The organism is Paenibacillus wynnii (genome assembly GCF_030812855.1).
GTDB classification, from domain to species: domain Bacteria; phylum Bacillota; class Bacilli; order Paenibacillales; family Paenibacillaceae; genus Paenibacillus_AQ; species Paenibacillus_AQ wynnii_A.
Genome location: NZ_JAUSTK010000011.1, coordinates 97276 through 114563 on the forward strand (window position 1 = coordinate 97276; position 17288 = coordinate 114563).

General features: G+C 43.1%; 18 protein-coding genes. 15 read left to right on the forward strand and 3 right to left on the reverse strand.

All coding sequences use genetic code 11. From position 1 onward, the window contains the following. Nucleotides 1–446: 446 nt before the first annotated feature. From J2T20_RS13100 to J2T20_RS13125, 6 genes are all read left to right on the forward strand, one after another. Nucleotides 447–1403 carry a hypothetical protein gene (locus tag J2T20_RS13100; RefSeq protein WP_307588961.1) on the forward strand — a complete coding sequence of 319 codons (957 nt, stop codon included), beginning with the start codon at nt 447–449 and terminating at the stop codon, nt 1401–1403. A gap of 44 nt (nt 1404–1447) precedes the next feature. Then, nucleotides 1448–2203, forward strand: coding sequence for a M15 family metallopeptidase (locus J2T20_RS13105; protein WP_307588963.1), 756 nt, complete (start codon nt 1448–1450; stop codon nt 2201–2203). A 182-nt stretch (nt 2204–2385) separates the two neighbouring features. After that, a complete protein-coding gene (locus J2T20_RS13110) occupies nt 2386–2739 on the forward strand; it encodes a PadR family transcriptional regulator (RefSeq protein ID WP_307588964.1) in 354 nt (117 codons plus the stop codon). Further along, a complete protein-coding gene (locus J2T20_RS13115) occupies nt 2726–3274 on the forward strand; it encodes a DUF2812 domain-containing protein (protein WP_307588965.1) in 549 nt (182 codons plus the stop codon). Before J2T20_RS13110 ends, J2T20_RS13115 begins: the two co-directional genes overlap by 14 nt. Before the next feature lie 272 nt (nt 3275–3546). Next, entirely contained in the window at nt 3547–4170 is a 624-nt protein-coding gene (locus tag J2T20_RS13120; RefSeq protein WP_307588966.1) for a TetR/AcrR family transcriptional regulator, read from the forward strand. 24 nt (nt 4171–4194) lie between these two features. Then, the gene (locus J2T20_RS13125; protein ID WP_307588968.1) at nt 4195–5688 is read left to right on the forward strand and encodes a DHA2 family efflux MFS transporter permease subunit; all 1494 of its coding nucleotides are present in this window, start codon (nt 4195–4197) and stop codon (nt 5686–5688) included. Nucleotides 5689–5793: 105 nt separating this feature from the next. Here J2T20_RS13125 and J2T20_RS13130 read toward each other — a convergent pair whose 3' ends face one another. Beyond that, nucleotides 5794–6681: a DMT family transporter gene (locus J2T20_RS13130; protein WP_307588970.1), complete on the reverse strand. Its 888-nt coding sequence runs from the start codon at nt 6679–6681 to the stop codon at nt 5794–5796. Between the two features lie 136 nt (nt 6682–6817). Here J2T20_RS13130 and J2T20_RS13135 point away from each other — a divergent pair, with 136 nt between their 5' ends. The 6 genes from J2T20_RS13135 (at nt 6818) to J2T20_RS13160 (ending at nt 12838) form a co-directional block, all read left to right on the forward strand. Next, on the forward strand, nt 6818–7693 hold the full coding sequence (locus J2T20_RS13135) for a LysR family transcriptional regulator (protein ID WP_307588972.1): 876 nt from the start codon (nt 6818–6820) through the stop codon (nt 7691–7693). Between the two features lie 119 nt (nt 7694–7812). Then, complete coding sequence (locus J2T20_RS13140; protein ID WP_373457794.1) at nt 7813–8850, forward strand: LacI family DNA-binding transcriptional regulator; 1038 nt, start codon at nt 7813–7815, stop codon at nt 8848–8850. Nucleotides 8851–8910: 60 nt separating this feature from the next. Beyond that, a complete protein-coding gene (locus J2T20_RS13145) occupies nt 8911–10071 on the forward strand; it encodes a Gfo/Idh/MocA family protein (protein WP_307588976.1) in 1161 nt (386 codons plus the stop codon). A gap of 41 nt (nt 10072–10112) precedes the next feature. Continuing rightward, the gene (locus J2T20_RS13150) at nt 10113–10844 is read left to right on the forward strand and encodes a ThuA domain-containing protein (RefSeq protein WP_307588978.1); all 732 of its coding nucleotides are present in this window, start codon (nt 10113–10115) and stop codon (nt 10842–10844) included. A 29-nt stretch (nt 10845–10873) separates the two neighbouring features. After that, the gene (locus tag J2T20_RS13155) at nt 10874–11977 is read left to right on the forward strand and encodes a Gfo/Idh/MocA family protein (RefSeq protein ID WP_307588980.1); all 1104 of its coding nucleotides are present in this window, start codon (nt 10874–10876) and stop codon (nt 11975–11977) included. A 75-nt stretch (nt 11978–12052) separates the two neighbouring features. Then, nucleotides 12053–12838, forward strand: coding sequence for a hypothetical protein (locus J2T20_RS13160; protein ID WP_307588982.1), 786 nt, complete (start codon nt 12053–12055; stop codon nt 12836–12838). Between the two features lie 107 nt (nt 12839–12945). On the opposite strand, the gene J2T20_RS13165 is transcribed toward J2T20_RS13160, so the two are convergent. Beyond that, nucleotides 12946–13857 carry a helix-turn-helix transcriptional regulator gene (locus J2T20_RS13165; protein WP_307588984.1) on the reverse strand — a complete coding sequence of 304 codons (912 nt, stop codon included), beginning with the start codon at nt 13855–13857 and terminating at the stop codon, nt 12946–12948. Nucleotides 13858–13980: 123 nt separating this feature from the next. Here J2T20_RS13165 and J2T20_RS13170 point away from each other — a divergent pair, with 123 nt between their 5' ends. After that, the gene (locus J2T20_RS13170; RefSeq protein ID WP_307588986.1) at nt 13981–14868 is read left to right on the forward strand and encodes a sugar phosphate isomerase/epimerase family protein; all 888 of its coding nucleotides are present in this window, start codon (nt 13981–13983) and stop codon (nt 14866–14868) included. A 26-nt stretch (nt 14869–14894) separates the two neighbouring features. Continuing rightward, nucleotides 14895–15935, forward strand: a complete 1041-nt coding sequence (locus J2T20_RS13175) for a Gfo/Idh/MocA family protein (protein WP_307588988.1) — start codon at nt 14895–14897, stop codon at nt 15933–15935. A gap of 104 nt (nt 15936–16039) precedes the next feature. On the opposite strand, the gene J2T20_RS13180 is transcribed toward J2T20_RS13175, so the two are convergent. Continuing rightward, on the reverse strand, nt 16040–16246 hold the full coding sequence (locus tag J2T20_RS13180) for a DUF1657 domain-containing protein (RefSeq protein ID WP_307588990.1): 207 nt from the start codon (nt 16244–16246) through the stop codon (nt 16040–16042). 178 nt (nt 16247–16424) lie between these two features. Here J2T20_RS13180 and J2T20_RS13185 point away from each other — a divergent pair, with 178 nt between their 5' ends. Further along, nucleotides 16425–17285 carry a DUF421 domain-containing protein gene (locus tag J2T20_RS13185; RefSeq protein ID WP_307588992.1) on the forward strand — a complete coding sequence of 287 codons (861 nt, stop codon included), beginning with the start codon at nt 16425–16427 and terminating at the stop codon, nt 17283–17285. Nucleotides 17286–17288 lie beyond the last annotated feature (3 nt).

A 17288-nucleotide genomic window follows, 5' to 3' on the forward strand; every position in this document is an offset into this window, starting at 1 on the left:
AAATAGGAGACCCTTCCTCGAAAAAATCGAGGAAAGGTTTCCTATTTTGCTGTAAACGACTGTACTTAAGATTTACTCCTTGGGGGTGTAGTAGCAACTATGGAGTAGGTGTAGTCTTCGAGTTTCCAACCGTGCGCAGCCATACGAAAATTATTAGGCGTTCATCTAGTGGCACTCACTCCCCTCTTGATGTACGAACACGCGTGGATATCTGCTCAAGATGAATGCTTAAGCTTAACGGACCCAGCGGGCGCTATTTACTCCATTTACCTGAATTCCTTATCTATGCGGACTCAGAAGGCCTTATTTACAAGAATTCGGCAAAAAATAGCCCAGTATTCATAGATTCGGTTTATTTCTATTAGGGTTATAAAAATCAGAAACATTTAACAAGGGCTAAGCGTCAATAGGTTATGGAGTGATACTAATCCTAAGGAGGTAATTTCATGAAATCAAAGGATTCCACCTCAACGAAATGGAGAACCAGCGCGCTGTTGGGATTGACCCTAGCAATGAGTACGGGAATAGGAACTAATATATTATTGAGTCCTTTACCTGTTCAGGCAGCGTCTGTAAGTGCACAGGAATCAGCAACCGTATACAATCAGTTCGAGAAATATCTAAAGAATCCAGCGAGCTTGGCTCATGCACGGAACTATCTAATCAATCATATCGATGAGGCCGGTATTTGGCGGGGTACCGTTATGACGCTACATCTTGAAAATGCGCAAAGGGCTCAGCTTAACTCCATATCTGAAAAGATTTACCCGGATAAGATACAAAAGGCGATTGACAGTGCTTTTAAATTGAAGAATTATAACAGAAGTGAGCTTACTTATACCTATCTCTTAAGTGTCATTAAAGATTCCAGTATCCGCTCGGTCCTAGTAGAATTTAGGGATAAGGGCTATAAAATAGAGACAAGTGAAGGAATGTATTATCCGGTGATGCACTATGAAGGCTTTAAAGTCTTCAAACCGTATATCCAAAAGGATATTGCCGCTTACATTGACATCATGGCTAAGGAATCCAATAAACCGAGCCTTTTTGATGCAGCCATTGTGATTAGTTGGGATGAGTTGATCGCACGTTCGCTTGCAAAAGAGTCTTTTATTAAAAAATATCCTAATTCAAACCGCACGGCGAGTATCAAGATTAATCTGTCCGTCAGCTATTTGCTCTACGGCTCCAGCAACACGCCAGCTTACGGTTATGATAAACCGACCCGCATTGATCCCGATCTGAGAAAAGCTTATGATTCTGCCTTGAGCAAGGGAACCGGTGACAGCGATATTTTAAAGATGATTGATGGCCTTGTGAAGCTGCTGGACAAGACAAATAATGTACTTACAGCGGAAGTTGAGCAATATATTCAAGATCAGTTGAAGCCTTACAATAACTGAAAGATGCCCGCAGCAATAAGAATGGGTATAGGGGAATTGAATTTATGAGGTTTAATCGTTGGATCAGGAAGCCTGTTTTTTTATTTCAAATCCTTAGCTTGGTTGTAGCAGTATCCGGTATTAGCATCTCATTTGGAACTTCAGCTATTGCTGAGAGTACACCGAATAAGGATATAATCAAAAAGTATTCTTTTCCTCAAGGCTTCGTCTATTTAAATGACATGATCCCATCTGCTCATTATGACATTCGTTATTACGGGGAGAACAATTTTGTAGGAACACGGATCGACGGCTATAAGGCTCCATTAGCAATTATGACCCGTAAAGCGGCTATAGCCCTTAAGGCTGTAAGCGACAATCTCGAATCTAAGGGGTATAGCTTGAAGATTCAAGATGCGTATCGTCCACAACAAGCAGTAAATCATTTCGTAAGGTGGTCGCTAGATACAAAGGATGTGAAGATGAAAACGCAATACTATCCGAAGATGGATAAACGCAACTTGTTCAAGCTTGGATTTATTGCGAAGAAATCGGGACACTCCCGAGGCAGCACTATTGATCTAACGCTGGTGAACATAAAAACAGGTACCGAAGTGGATATGGGCAGTCCGTATGATTTCTTCGGTGACATTTCATATTACGATACGAATCTAATTACCAAGCAGCAGAAAGCGAACCGCAAGCTGCTTAAGGACGCTATGGTGAAACAAGGGTTTAAGCCGTACACTAAGGAATGGTGGCATTTTACACTGATCAAAGAGCCCTATCCCAACCGATATTTTAACTTTAATGTGGAGTGAAAATGATACTGTGGCTGTCTTTGAAGGTCAAATCTGACCTTTATGGGCAGTCTTTTTGCTGTTTTATATTTACAAATAAATTGGAATTTGCTACTATATCATCAATGGATATATATCTATTATGGATATATCCGAAGTGGATACATTAACAGAACATATTATCAGAGGAAGGGGCACTGTGATTGTCTAGAAATAATTCAATGGTCACTGACCAATTGACGGATTCAGCCTATTACATTTTACTGTCGCTGCTAGTTCCACGGCATGGATACGCGATTATGAAATACATTGAAGAGCTAACAGAAGGTGAAGTAATCATGGGGCCGGCAACTTTATACACCTTAATTAAGAAAATGGTCGCTGCAGATTATATTACGGCCGGAGATGTAGAGGATGATCGGCGCAAGCCTTACGGTGTAACAAAGAAAGGAAAACAGATTATTGACAATGAAATTGAGCGGCGTTCAAGGATGGTTAGACACGGTATGAATGCTATTCAACAAGCCAAGGAGGTTAGTGATCATGAGAAGAAATAAAGAAATTCGTTATATCGCATCTTGGGGGTTAGCATTTGCCGAAGAAAGAGAAATGAAAAAGTTGAGGAATTGGGCTAGTAAGGGGTGGTTGTTTGAATCCTTTGGGTTCTTGGGTTTTAAGCTGCGTAAAGGAGAGGCACAGAATATCGTATACTCACTTGATTATAATACTCTTGATGCAAACGAGCTTCAGGATTATTATGATACTTTTCGGGCAGGCGGTTGGGAACCGGTATGTTCTTTATCCAATATTCATGTTTTCTCCGCTAAACCTGGAACAGTACCGATTTATACAGACCGTGCAACCTCTTATGAAAAATATAGCCGTGCCATTGTCAATTTTAAATGGAGTGGTCTTATATTTGGATTATTAACGCTGATTGGGTTTGCAGCTTATTATTATTCTGATAACAACGGTTTTAGCATAGCTCTTTCACAAGTGTTTTTTATTTTTGCTACACTTTGCCTCATGATTGCGCTCCCTTCAGCTATGGTTTATTGCGCTTATAGATTCAGGAAATTACGTCTGAAATAGAATATCTTTATGATCAACTATTTGAGACTTATGGCTGGGGCAATAATTTTGCTTCACTCATGGTCTTTTTTTAATGCCTTTAGAATCTTTTCTTTTGTTAGACCTAATCGTTTTTCAACACCATGCGGATGCAAGGGTTCACCCCAGGTAAATCTACTTAGTGTGATTTTCACTTGACACATAGCGCGTATCGGAGTAGATTTAGAAAATAAATTAAACGCTGTTTAAATTATTTCAATTTTCATCTAACAGGGAAGGAGATACGGAAGATCATGTCCACAGGTAATAACATTGAAGCCTCTTCGAATAAGGATACGAAGCAAAGTATATTAAATGCCACCGTTGAGTTAATTCGGGAACAAGGATTCTCATGTACTTCTCTTCGGAAAATAGCAGCAAGAGCGGATATTAACCTTGCATTAGTCAATTATCATTATGGTTCTAAGGAGAATCTCCTGTCAGATGCTGTTCGTGTACTGATTTCCACATTCGATGATGCCTTTAGCGCATTAGATGATAATTCTTTGCCACCGAAGGAACGGTTGAAGACATTTTTCATGCGTTACATTGAGAAGCTTAAAGAGCATCCTGGATTAGCTAGACAGATGTTGGATGAAACTCCCCATATCATGGCATCGCAGGATGAGTATATGCGTTATTGCAAAATGATGAGAATGCAGAAAATCACCAGTGCTTTGCAGGAAATTACAAAAGAGCAGGACGAGGACATGCTTATGACCATGCTGATGCAATTATATGGGGCTATTGTCTTTCCGGTTATTATGACGTCCTCTATTCCTGAGGGACAGAAATTCTGTGTACCTATGCTTAATCTTCCATCTATTGATGTGCAGATCGATGGATTGTTTGAGCATTATTTTCATAAATACAATTAATTAGAGAGAAGAGTGGAGAACAAAATGTCAAACACAATTACCGGGAAAAGCGCTGCTGAGGAGCCGTTCTCATTAAAAGCCATCATCCCCCCGCTAATGGCAATCATCGTAGGGATGATCATGGTTATTCTGGATAGCACGGTTGTAAATGTAGCTGTACCAGAGTTGGTTAACTACTTTTCATCGGATTTAAAAACCATTCAATGGGCAATCACAGGCTACACCTTGGCATTGTCGGCGGTTATTCCATTAGCTGGCTGGATGACCGACAAGTTCGGTTCTAAGCAGGTTTTTCTGACAACCATTATTATGTTTGTCCTGGGTTCAATGCTTTGTTCCCTATCGCAGACTTCAACACAGCTTATTATTTTCCGTGTTATTCAAGGCTTAGGCGGAGGGATGGTAGCTCCAATCGGGATGGCAATGGTATTCCGCTTAGCTCCTCCAGAACGCCGTGGATCCATTATGGGCATGCTCGGAATTCCGATGCTGCTTGCACCCGCATTAGGACCTGTATTATCCGGTTGGCTGGTGGAGTATGTTAGCTGGCACTGGATCTTCTTGATCAACCTGCCGATTGGTATTGTCGGTGTTATTCTTGGAGTTAAATATTTGCCGAAGACAGCGAAGAATCAGGCTCCTCATCTGGATCTCATCGGGATGATCTTGGCACCAATTGCTTTTGCCAGTTTGGCTTATGGTGTAAATCAGGGCGGCGGCACAGGCTGGGATTCTACAGGAGCACTTTGGGGCTTGACAGTCGGAGGAATTGCACTTGTACTGTTTGTTATTGTTGAACTGCGTCACAAACACCCATTGCTGGAGCTTCGAGTATTCCGTTCTTCAGACTTCACACGCGGGATCATTCTATCCTGGGTAACTCAAGCAGCACTCTTTGGTTCCATGTTATTCGTACCCTTGTACCTTCAACAAATCAGGGGTTACACGCCACTTGAGACCGGATTGATTCTTTTGCCGCAAGCACTATCATCCGGTATCGGTATGCCGCTGGGTGGACGGCTGTTTGATAAGATAGGTGCCCGTCCTCTAGCCTTTGTCGGGTTGAGCGTTATCTCAACGGCACTGTATCTGTTGTCTGGAATTACAGTAGACACCAGCCTGCCTGTCATTATGATGTGTCTGGCTCTGATGGGTTTAGGCATGGGCTTAACCATGATGCCTGTGAATACACATGTGTTGAATTCTGCTCCTCGTGAATGGGTAGGCCGTGTAACTCCGCTTACAACGGCTGCGCAGCAAGTGGTTGTATCTTTTGCAGTAGCAGGCATGACAGGCTATTTAACCAGCCAAATTGACTTTCATATGAGTGGATTAAAAGAAGGCAGCAACCCGCTTATCGCTGCCGTACAGGGATTCAATGATGTGTTCTTGTTAGCTTCATTCATTGCGATGGCTGGTATTGTATTGAGCTTAATTCTACGCAAACCGAAGATGCAACCTTTGAATGTCTCGCAAGAAACTAAGAAGGTTGACCCAGCTATGATGATCGGTCACTAAAAAGTCCGTGAAATATTGTTATAACAAAGAGAACACTTTCTTTTTCTCACAGGCATGTGCAGCTGTGAGGAGAAGAAGTGTTCTTTTTGCGTTATCACAAGGGCTTTAGTGGGCTTGGCGTTTCTTAAGTAAGCTAGCTGGAGATATTTTTCCTAAGAGCTCGGATGCAAGTATACCAAGCAACACCAGACAGGCGCCGGCGTATCCCTGCAAGGAGAGTTGTTCCCCAACAAACCAATATCCAAAAAAAGCTGCGAATACCGGCTCTAAAGAAAAGATTAGACCCGTACGTGTGGGTGTTGTGTATTTTTGAGCTATTGGTTGCAGGATAAACCCGAAAGCGCTGCAGATGATGCCAAGTGCGAGAATCGAAATCCAGCCCGGAATCGTAGAGGGCAGTGCAGGAGATTCAAATATGACAGACAGGATAAAAGCATAACCTCCGACAAAACCGAGCTGCAAAATGCCGAGACAAAGTGTATCACAATGTTTAACTGCTTTTCCGGTGACCATTATTTGTACCGCGTAGAAAAGAGCTGCTAATAAACAAAGCAAATCTCCAGGTTGTATGTGGAGTGTAGAAGTAAGTGTGAGAAGCCCGATTCCACTAATAGCTAGAAAGGAACCAAAAATTTGTTGAGGTTGGACCTTTTTCTTAAAAACCAGAACTTCAAACATGGGGACAAAAACAACAGTCAAAGCTACAAGGAACCCGGCATTCGATGTTGTCGTTGTTTTAAGACCAAATGTGATACAACTAAACACTCCAAGCAGTAGAAATCCAAGAACAACACCGTATTTAATTGTTCGAAAATTCACTTGCCTCAGACGTTTGTGGAAAAGAAAAATGGCTAATAAAAATGCTAGCCCGAAACGGAGTGCGATGAGATTGAATTCTCCCAGCGTATTCAACCCCATTTTCATAAATAGATAGGAAGAGCCCCAAAACATAGTTACCAATACAAGCAGAAGTTCAGCCTTACGCACTTTCATCACATGATCATCCTTCATCCATTAAGCTAAATATAGTATAATACGCTCTGTTACATAAATTAACTGAATGTTTCTCATGAGATAAATGAGTAATTGTAATGTATTAGACCGACCGTAGATGGAGGGAGAAAGTTTAATGAGCATAACCAAATTCGAAGTATTTGCAAAAGTGGTGGAACTGGGTAGCCTCACTAAAGCAGCAGATGCTCTGGGATTTACTCAGTCCGGTATCAGCCACATCATTAGTAGTCTTGAGAACCAATTCGGGTTTCCCTTATTAATCCGCAGTCGTTCGGGAATTAAATTAACGGTGAATGGTGAACAGCTGCTGCAACCCGTGCGCGAAATTTTAAAGTGGAATGAACAATTAAAGCAGGAGGTTGCTCATATTCATGGGTTAGAGGTTGGAACGATTACTATCGGGACATTTACGAGCGTATCCGTTCATTGGCTCCCTGGCATGATTAAGCAATTTAGGATAGACTATCCACACATTGAATTCAAACTGATGGAAGGCGGTTATCTGGAAATTGAGCAGTGGATGGAGGCTGGAGTCATCGACTGTGGGTTTATATCGCTGCCTACACGTGACAATTTTGAAGGTTTTCCTCTTAAGAAAGACCGTATCCTAGGAATTGTATCGAACGATCATCCGCTTAGCAAACAACCTATCCTTTCCTTCTCACAGATTGCCAATGAAGATTTTATTATTCAAAAAGACGGATCTGACTATGATGTTAAACGAGTATTGGGGAAGGCGGGAATTACACCTAACGTTAAGTTCTCGGCAGGCGATGATTATGCGATTATTGCGATGGTGGAGAAAGGATTGGGTATCAGCATTTTGCCGGAACTGGTGCTAAAAGGTCACAAAAATAACGTTACCATGTTGGAATTGGAGGAGCGCAGCTTTCGATCGTTGGGAATTGCAGTTACCTCTATGAAATATGCCTCTCCAGCAACGAAGAGGTTTGTGAAATATGTACAATCATGGGTGGAGAAAAACTCTTAATTATAACCCCGTTTGAGCTTAGCATTAAGGTGAAAAATTCCATTAAAATCGTAAGAAGGGGATTGACTATAATCTCCCTTCATGAGAGAATGTACGCGTGTACATTGATAGGAAGGATGATGGTTATCGCCAGCCGTAAAGAAGTTGCAGAGCTAGCCGGAGTGTCTGAAGCTACGGTTTCCCGGGTGATGAATAACGTCGGCCCTCTAAAGGACGAGACGAAGCAAAAGGTGCTTGCAGCAGCCAAAGAACTAGGCTACATCCCAAACTCCCTTGCACGCAGCTTTGCTCGCAAAAGAAGTGGAAACCTCGGTGTAGTCATGCCGTATTTGCCCAAAGCTCGACTGTTCTCAGCCTATTATTTCTCAGAGATCTTAAGTGGAATCGGCAGTAAGGCAAGAGAGGAAGGCTACGACTTGCTTATGCTTTTCCGAGATCCAGATGGAGCACTGGATTATGCGGGATGTTTTGGGATGCGGAAGATTGATGGTTGTATTATTCTGGGGGCAAAGGATGAACCTGAGGAATTGCAAGCTCTTCGTCAATTAAGAGAGGAAGGTCACCCCTTCTGTCTAATTAATCAGCATTTTGAGGGAGAGAACTTCATCGAGGTTGATGCTGATCACGAAGTTGGCAGTTGGCAGGCGGTCAAGCATTTAGCCCAGCAGGGTTTTCGAAGAATTGCCTTTCTGAATGGTCCATCGGAATACTCCAATAGTAGAGATCGAATGAGAGGTTATGTACGAGCGTTGGAGGAAGAAGGACTGCACTCAGATCCCTCCTTACAGTTCAAGGGCAATTTTAGTCGACGAAGCGGAATACAGGCGGCTGCAGAAATGGCTCCTGTACTTGATCGAATTGACGCGATCTTTGCAGCCAATGACCGGATGGCCATTGGTTTGCAGCAAGGCTTCAGAGAACAAGGAATACCGGCAGATCGGATTCCTGCTATCGTAGGATATGATGACTCAGATGCAGCGGAGCTTACAATGCCTGCCTTGAGCAGTGTGCGTGTTCCTTTTTATCAGTTGGGTGAAATTGCTGCATCACGCGTTCTTCAGATGATGGAGGAAGGGACATCTAGAGAGATCTTGCATGAACCCACACAAATTAAACTTCCCACCGAGCTCGTCGTTCGTGCATCATCTTGTCCGTAGACATTACAACATGCAGAAATGATTAACTTAACTTCGAAGAACGTTTAAGGAGGAGTATGGATGAAAAAGCAACGTATCGGAATGATCGGTTATAAATTTATGGGGAAGGCACATAGCAATGCTTATCGAAGCTTGCCTATGTTTTTTCCAAAGGCGCCTAAACTGGACATGGCGGTGATCTGTGGTCGAAATGAAGAAGCTGTAGGACAAGCGGCAGAACAGTTGGGCTGGTCTGAAAGTATGACGGAATGGAGAGATTTACTCGCTAGAGAAGATATTGACGTGATTGATATAAATGCTCCAAGTGATGCACATAAAGAGATTACACTGGCAGCCGTGAAGGCTGGAAAACATATTTTCTGTGAAAAACCGTTAGCGCTTACATTGGCGGATTCTCGTGAGATGCTTCAGGCTGCAGAAGAAGCGGGGATTGCACACATGGTAGGCTTTAACTATCGTTTCTCTCCAGCGGTAAGACTGGCGAAAAAGCTGGTAGAGAGTGGACGACTCGGCAAAATCTATCACTTCAGAGCTTGTTTTCTGCAGGACTGGATTATTGACCCGGACTTCCCGCTTGTATGGAGATTGCAAAAGGAAATTGCAGGTTCAGGCTCACACGGTGATCTTGGAGCGCATCTGATAGATCTTGCGCATTTTCTCGTAGGTGATGTGAAGGAGGTTATCGGGATGAGCGAGACCTTCATTAAGGAACGCCCTATAGCGGCTGAGATGACTGGCTTAAGTGCTAAAGGAAGCAAAGACGGCCCTAGAGGCGAAGTCACAGTTGACGATGCTACACTCTTTCTTGCTCGTTTTGAAAATGGAGCTATGGGTAACTTTGAAGCTACACGGTTTGCAGCTGGGCACCGATCCACCAATGCCTTTGAAATTAACGGAAGCCTGGGCAGTGTGAAATTTGATTTCGAACGTATGAATGAGCTTGAAGTATATTTCACTTCGGATGACGAAGATGTACAGGGCTTCCGGCGAGTGCTGGCTACGGATCCGGCACATGCCTATGCAGAGGCTTGGTGGCCGCCTGGACATACCATTGGCTTTGAGCATACGTTTATTCACGAAATGCTGGAGTTCTCCACAGCCATTGAAGAAGGCCGTTTGCCTGAGCCGAATTTTCGGGATGGGGTAAAATGTCAGGCTGTTCTTGAAGCTGTAGAGCGGTCAATTGATGAAAGACGTTGGGTGCAGCTTTCTGAAATGTAATTAATCATATATATAATTAACTATATAAAGGAGTTATTGTGATGAAAAAAGCGTTGATTGTATGGGGTGGCTGGGACGGACATGACCCAAAACTGGTAGCAGATATCTTTGCAGGCATTCTACGTCAAGATGGCTTTGAAGTTGAGATTTCGAATACCTTAGAGGCTTTTGACGATGCGGAAAAGCTGCTTGGTCTTGACCTCATCGTTCCGGTCTGGACGATGGGTGAGATAGATCAAGTACGGGTAGATAACGTATCTGCAGCGGTTCAGAACGGAACTGGACTTGCGGGTTGTCACGGCGGGATGTGTGACTCCTTCCGTACGAATGTGGACTGGCAGTTTATGACCGGAGGTCAGTGGGTAGCCCACCCTGGAAATGATGGAGTGAAGTATACCGTAGAGATTAAAGGGAGCACTAGTCCGCTGGTTGAGGGGATTGAAGACTTTTCTCTTGCATCCGAGCAATACTATCTTCATGTAGATCCTGCTGTGGAAGTTCTGGCAACCACTCGTTTTCCTGTGGCGGAAGGTCCGCATGCACTGAATAAAGCTGTAGATATGCCAGTGATTTGGACGAAACGTTGGGGAGTAGGCCGTGTATATTACAACTCTCTAGGACACCAAGCTAATATAGTTGAAATCCCTCAGGTTAAGGAATTGATGCGCAGAGGTTTGCTTTGGGCTGCTGAGGGCAAAGGAAATGCCTTGCGAAACGTGAAGGATGCCGATAACTCGGGTCATGTCTACACCGGTATGGCTGACAGTCAATAGAAAATCATGAAGGGACGGGACTACTTCTAATGGAAAAGATTAAAATTGGAATCATAGGATGCGGTAAAATCAGCAGTATTTATATGGAGAACTGCCAGAAGTTCGAAATACTGGATCTAGTAGCTTGTGCCGACATGGACCTTGCCAGAGCACAGGAGCAAGCAGATCAATACAGAATTCCCCAAGTTCTTACAACAGAAGAGCTGCTGAACGACCCGGACATCAAGATTGTGATCAATTTGACAATTCCTGCAGCTCATGCAGAGGTGACTTTGAAGGCACTTCATTCCGGGAAGCATGTCTATGTAGAGAAGCCGCTTGCCGTTACTAAGGAGGAAGGTCAAAGCGTATTGAAATTGGCTAAGGAGAAGGGGTTATTGGTAGGGAGTGCACCAGAAACCTTCTTAGGAGCAGGAATTCAAACTGCATTAAAGCTCATTAATGAGGGGGGAATTGGGCGTCCAATAGCAGCCACTGCATTCATGATGGGACGAGGACATGAGCATTGGCACCCGGATCCAGAGTTTTATTATGCGGCAGGCGGGGGACCTATGTTCGATATGGGACCCTATTATTTAACAGCTCTAGTCCAGCTGCTCGGTCCGATTCAGACCATAGCGGGGATGACCGGAAAGGCTCTTACGGAACGAACGATTACAAGCGAGAAGAAATTTGGGCAAAAGATACCCGTAAATATTCCGACTCACATTGCCGGAACCCTCCAATTTGAGAACGGGGCGATTGGTACACTCATTACAAGCTTTGATGTCTTTGGTGGCAGCGACTTACCCTTTATCGAAATCTATGGTACGGAAGGCTCGATACAGGTCCCGGATCCGAATACCTTCGGTGGACCTGTGAAGGTTCGCCGCATGGGTGATGCTGAATGGACCGAACAACCTTTACTTCCGGGATATGACCAGAATACCCGTGGAATTGGTCCTGCGGATATGGCCTATGCCATTCAGACGGGACGTCCGCATCGCGCCAGTGCCGAGCTTGCTTACCATGTACTAGAGGCTATGTGGGCTTTTCATGAATCGTCTGATTCCCGTACTTATTATGAGATGAAGAGCACATGTGGCAGACCGGCAGCATTGCCAATAGAACTTGCACCATATACCTTGGACTAATATAGAACCTAACGCAACATATTACATCTAAACTCGTTGATATCATTAAAGGGTGAGTGGAGGTGTGATATCAAATTGAATAATCCAAAATGGCTGTGGGTAGGATTAACTCTGGCTGTTCTTCTGTTAAATGGTTGTGGAGAAAAGCCTGAGGGGAAGGCAAATAGTACTACCTCTGCTACAGCAACAACGACTCCAGTGAAGACTAATCCTCTCGCGAATCCGGGAGAGATCAGAACTTTTTTATCCAATAAAGGGTTCCCAAATGGTGATATATATTTACAGGATGAAAAGGTTCATGTGAATATTGTTGGTTTAAATGAAGAAATCCAAGATGTCTTCGCAGAGCGTTATGTTGCCGACACTTATGTATTGCATAATGTAGAATACACGATTCATGAACTTGAAACATCTCAAAAGCTTTTGGAGGAGCATAATCTTTACCTCAAGCAAAATGTATACGGTTCTACAATCGATGTCATTGGGAACAGATTGGCTATTATAATGCCTGATAGTAGTGAAACTACGGCCAAACCGGAAATCGAGAAGCTGATAGATCCAAATATGCTGAGCTATAATATCGAAAAGTTAGGCCAACCGCATGTAGTTGGGGAGATTGTAGAAGTCGAAAGTATTGATAACCATCTACGAATACTCATTCTAGAACCCGGGAAAGAAGAACCTACCTACTGGTTTTCATTCAACGACAGATCAGAATTGTACAATGAGGCAGAAAAAGAAATTCATTTCTCCGATTTAGAGAAGGGTCAGCAGGTCAAGCTGTGGAGTACAGGAACTGTTGAAGATTCACTACCTGCATTGGCAACTGTAAGAAGACTGGAACTAGATTTACCTAAATAAACTAAATGACCACCTTAGTAGATGTTTTCTACGTTAGGTGGTCATTTTTTTCTTACTCAGCATGCGGTGCCTATTTCAACTCAAAATAGCCTACTTTCAATTATTTTCTATAAATTCGGCGAATCCAATACTACTTGTTTTCTAGCTAGTGATGGAGTTAGTCCTTTGTACTGTTTATATAATTTGGTAAAATAATTTGGATTGTCGCAACCTGCAAGGCCTGCTATTTCGGTTACGCTAAGATGTGTCTCCAGCAGCAACCGCTCAGCTTCATTCATACGGCATACATTTAAATAATCTACAAACGTTCGTCCAGTAAGCTTTTTGAAGGTTTTGCAGAAATGATAGGGGTTGAGATTCACTGATTTAGCGGCTTCTTCTATCGTTATTTTATCAGCAAAATGCACTTCGAGATGCTCTAAAAGAGATTTAAAGCGTTCTCTGTTAATAGAGAGACGTTCCTTGGGCTTACCGGTTTGCTGCTTGGGGAGAAATGTTCGAGATAACAGAGTGAACAGCAGATGAAGCTGATTCTTAATGATAAGCTGATAGGCCGGACCTTTTTCTTGATATTCAGCGATGATACCGGCTAAGAGTGAATAATAAACGGACGAGGCTTGATTCTGCTCATTGGGTTTAACCGGGAACTGGAGGCGATTGTCCAAATAAGGCGCTACAAACTTATCGTGCTGCGGATCATGGGCCCAATCATTAAATAAAGAGCTGTGAATTACGAAGGAAACATAACGTATGTCCCCATCTCTTAAGCTGTAACCGACATGAAGTCCCCCGGAAGGGACAATCAAAACATCTCCCGGCTGTGCTTCATAAGGCTGGCTATCGATATGGAATACAGCGCTGCCTTGCTCCATAACAATAATCTCAAAATGCTCATGCCAGTGTAAAAAAAGGATATTCTGATTAGCCTTTGTATCCATAGTTTTGTTAAAAAACAAGCGAAAAGGATATGTTTTTTCCTGTAATTGGGGATATTCCTTAAGTTCTCTTGGATAGGTCACCGGCTGCTCAACTCCCACAAGATTGTACTATTATTACACAAGATAATGAGAGAAATGTCTCAATATCAGCTATATACTAAGGTTGTTGAAGTAACTATAAACCAATATTGGAGTGGTATCAAGATGACAGATTCATTGAAAATAGGTACATTGGTGGGCGGCGGTTCGGCTGTTAAGGTTATTCCTCAAATTGTTTCCCATGGCTTCGAATCGTTTAGCCTAACCTTTTGGCAAACCACAGGTGATACCGATCTTACGGAAACCGCGAAACGTGTACGTGAATTAGCGGATAAGCATAACTTTGTAATTTCAACGATTGGTATTTTCGGAAATCCCTTAACCAATACAGGTGATAATGCGGATACGGTGGCAAGCTGGGAACGGCTTATTGATCATGCCCATTTATTCGGGACAGATATAGTTTCAGGTTTTACGGGACGTTTGCCTGGCTGTTCCATAGACCAATCCATACCTAAGTATGCAGAAGTATTCGGAGAGCTTTCGAAGAGAGCGGCTGATCGCGGTCTGCGTATTGCTTTTGAGAACTGTGCTATGGATGGTGATTGGTCCACCGGGGATTGGAATATTGCGCATAACCCAACGGCATGGGAAATGATGTTCAATGCTTTTCCTTCCGACAATGTGGGTCTGCAATGGGAACCATGTCACCAGATGGTAGCTTTGATAGATCCCATCCCGCAGCTGCGTAAATGGATGGATAAAGTGTTCCATGTACATGGCAAAGACGCCACGATTGCTTGGGATATCGTTAAGGAATACGGAATTCACGGTCCGAAACCTTATGTATGGCATCGCACGCCGGGCTTCGGGGATACCAACTGGACAGACATCATCACCATTCTTCGCCAAGCCGGTTATAAAGGGACGATTGACATTGAAGGCTGGCATGATCCGGTGTATAGAGATGAGTTGGAGATGACAGGTCAGGTTCACGCTTTGAATTATTTGAAAAACTGTCGGGGCGGCAGCTTTGTGCCTAATCCGGTCTGAACCGAAAGCGGGGAGTGAACAGGGAGATGGCTATCAAATACAGAGTGATTGTTGCAGGCTGCGGAGGAATGTCTAACGCCTGGATTGACTACGCTTTAAATCGTCCCGATGTAGAAATTGTTGCACTCGTAGATATTAAGCTTCAGTTCGCTAAGGTGATGGCAGATAAGAAAGGTCTTACCTGCCGACTCTTTGATAATATTGAGGAAGCGATTAAGGAAACCGGAGCCAATCTGGTTTTTGACGTTACCGTACCCACAAGTCACTATAATATTGCAACTGCTTCCATGGAGCTAGGTTGTGATGTTCTTGGAGAAAAACCGCTTGCCGAAACGATGGAGCAATGTAATGAAATTGTAGCCTTATCTGATCATACGGGGAGATCACATGCGGTCATGCAAAATAGGCGCTTTGATCCTCGAATACGCTCTTTACAAGAAATGATTAAATCCGGAGTCATAGGCAGGCCCGGTTATATGGGTGCTGAGTTTTTTCTAGGCCCTCATTTTGGCGGTTTTCGGGATGTGATGGACAGTCCTTTACTGTTGGATATGGCTATTCATACATTCGATGCAGCTAGGCTGATCATCGGGGCAGACCCGGTTTCTGTCTATTGTCAGGAATTCAATCCTCCAGGTTCCTGGTACAAAGGAAATGCAGCTGCCATTTGTATCTTTGAAATGTCAAACGGCTCCATATTCTGCTATCAGGGTTCTTGGTGCGCAGAAGGTGTTCCCACATCATGGGAAGCCTCATGGCGTATTACCGGTGAGAAAGGGACCGCGATTTGGGATGGTATTGGAGCTCCTTATGCCGAGGTTATATCGGAAGGGGATCAAACCGGTAATTTCACTCGGAAACACACACGGGTTGAGGGGGGAACTATCGATCTCCAACATACGTTCCATCAAGGTTGTTTGGATGAGATGTTCCTGTCACTTGAAGAGAACCGTCCCGCAGAAACGGATTGCCGGGACAATCGATTCAGCATGGCCATGGTTCTAGGTGCACTTGAAAGTACCAAGACTGGAAGAAAGATTAATATCGAAGAGTTCATGAATCAGTGAAATTCCATTCCATATGCATCAAAGCAGTTTCTGAATTACAGATTAAAGTAAAACAAATAACCCTGCCGGAATAAAGTGGGGTTATTTGCTGTCTTAATTCTAGTTCAGAACCCTTTATATTGAGGCTCTTCTTTTTCAAGTTCCTGTACACGGCTCTCCACCTGTTGAACGATTTGCTGAGTTTGCTGTGCTGCGTTCGTAAACAAGTTTTTCGCATCTTGATTCTGAGTTTCTAATGCAAATTGTTCAAGACTCGCTTGTGCGCTTTTTAGTGAAGAAACACATGTTTTTACTTGAGATGCTACGGTCATTACATTTCCTCCTCCCGAAAATTAGTTTCAAAGATTATGCAAAAATAGTGTTAACAATAATACTTGTGATGATGTAGGGAATATATACCAACTATTATCAGAGTTATTTAGCCTATTTTAGCAAATAATTAGGAATAAATGATCCTAGCTTAAGGATAAGTAAAGGAGGAATTATCTGGTGCCAGATTGGTTGGAAGTTGGCTTACGCACGTTATTTGCTGTAATTGTCCTTTTCTTCTTAACGAAATTGCTGGGGAAAAGGCAGGTTTCTCAACTTTCGTTCTTCGAGTACATTACTGGGATAACCATCGGTAGTATTGCTGCCTATATTTCTCTAGACACAGATAAGAAGTGGCATTTAGGGCTTATAGCGCTTGCTGTATGGATCACAGTTTCTTACTTAATTGAATTTATACAATTAAAAAGCAAAAGGGCAAGGGACTTTATTGACTTTAAATCAACCGTGCTGATCAAGGACGGAAAAATATTAGAAGATAATCTGAAAAAAGAACGCTTAACGACAGATGATTTACTGTCGGAGCTGCGAAAAAAAGATGTGTTCAAGGTTGCTGATGTTGAGTTTGCTCTTATGGAGGCGGATGGTGCAATCAATGTACTGCTAACAAGGGAAAATCAGCCGTTAACTCCGAAGCACCTTGGCGTTAAAGTAGCCCCGGAAAAGGCTACGCAAGCTGTAATCATGGATGGGAAGGTTATGGATGAGCCTTTAGAGACCTTAGGATTGACACGCTCATGGTTGCATGGGAAATTGGAGAAGCAAGGTCTAACCGAAAAGAACGTTTTTCTTGGACAAGTCGATTCATATGGTGAACTGACGGTAGACTTATATGATGATAACGTGCATGTTCCCAAGCCCCAGGATAAGCCGCAATTATATGCTTTACTGAAAAAATGTGAAGCTGATCTGGAATTATTCAGTCTTTCCACTAAGAATAACAGTGCTAAGAAAATGTATGAACAATCCTCAGAGCAGTTGCAAGACTTGCTGCAAAAATTGAAGCCTTTCATCCATTGCTAAAAG

What these genes read in the sequence shown, in the direction of transcription:
- J2T20_RS13175 (WP_307588988.1), top strand. Translation starts at nt 14,895, where the DNA reads ATGGCTATCAAATACAGAGTGATTGTTGCAGGCTGCGGAGGAATGTCT.
- J2T20_RS13135 (WP_307588972.1), top strand. Translation starts at nt 6,818, where the DNA reads ATGAGCATAACCAAATTCGAAGTATTTGCAAAAGTGGTGGAACTGGGT.
- J2T20_RS13120 (WP_307588966.1), top strand. Translation starts at nt 3,547, where the DNA reads ATGTCCACAGGTAATAACATTGAAGCCTCTTCGAATAAGGATACGAAG.
- J2T20_RS13105 (WP_307588963.1), top strand. Translation starts at nt 1,448, where the DNA reads ATGAGGTTTAATCGTTGGATCAGGAAGCCTGTTTTTTTATTTCAAATC.
- J2T20_RS13145 (WP_307588976.1), top strand. Translation starts at nt 8,911, where the DNA reads ATGAAAAAGCAACGTATCGGAATGATCGGTTATAAATTTATGGGGAAG.
- J2T20_RS13180 (WP_307588990.1), bottom strand. Translation starts at nt 16,246, where the DNA reads ATGACCGTAGCATCTCAAGTAAAAACATGTGTTTCTTCACTAAAAAGC.
- J2T20_RS13100 (WP_307588961.1), top strand. Translation starts at nt 447, where the DNA reads ATGAAATCAAAGGATTCCACCTCAACGAAATGGAGAACCAGCGCGCTG.
- J2T20_RS13130 (WP_307588970.1), bottom strand. Translation starts at nt 6,681, where the DNA reads ATGAAAGTGCGTAAGGCTGAACTTCTGCTTGTATTGGTAACTATGTTT.
- J2T20_RS13140 (WP_373457794.1), top strand. Translation starts at nt 7,813, where the DNA reads ATGGTTATCGCCAGCCGTAAAGAAGTTGCAGAGCTAGCCGGAGTGTCT.
- J2T20_RS13115 (WP_307588965.1), top strand. Translation starts at nt 2,726, where the DNA reads ATGAGAAGAAATAAAGAAATTCGTTATATCGCATCTTGGGGGTTAGCA.
- J2T20_RS13125 (WP_307588968.1), top strand. Translation starts at nt 4,195, where the DNA reads ATGTCAAACACAATTACCGGGAAAAGCGCTGCTGAGGAGCCGTTCTCA.
- J2T20_RS13170 (WP_307588986.1), top strand. Translation starts at nt 13,981, where the DNA reads ATGACAGATTCATTGAAAATAGGTACATTGGTGGGCGGCGGTTCGGCT.
- J2T20_RS13150 (WP_307588978.1), top strand. Translation starts at nt 10,113, where the DNA reads ATGAAAAAAGCGTTGATTGTATGGGGTGGCTGGGACGGACATGACCCA.
- J2T20_RS13155 (WP_307588980.1), top strand. Translation starts at nt 10,874, where the DNA reads ATGGAAAAGATTAAAATTGGAATCATAGGATGCGGTAAAATCAGCAGT.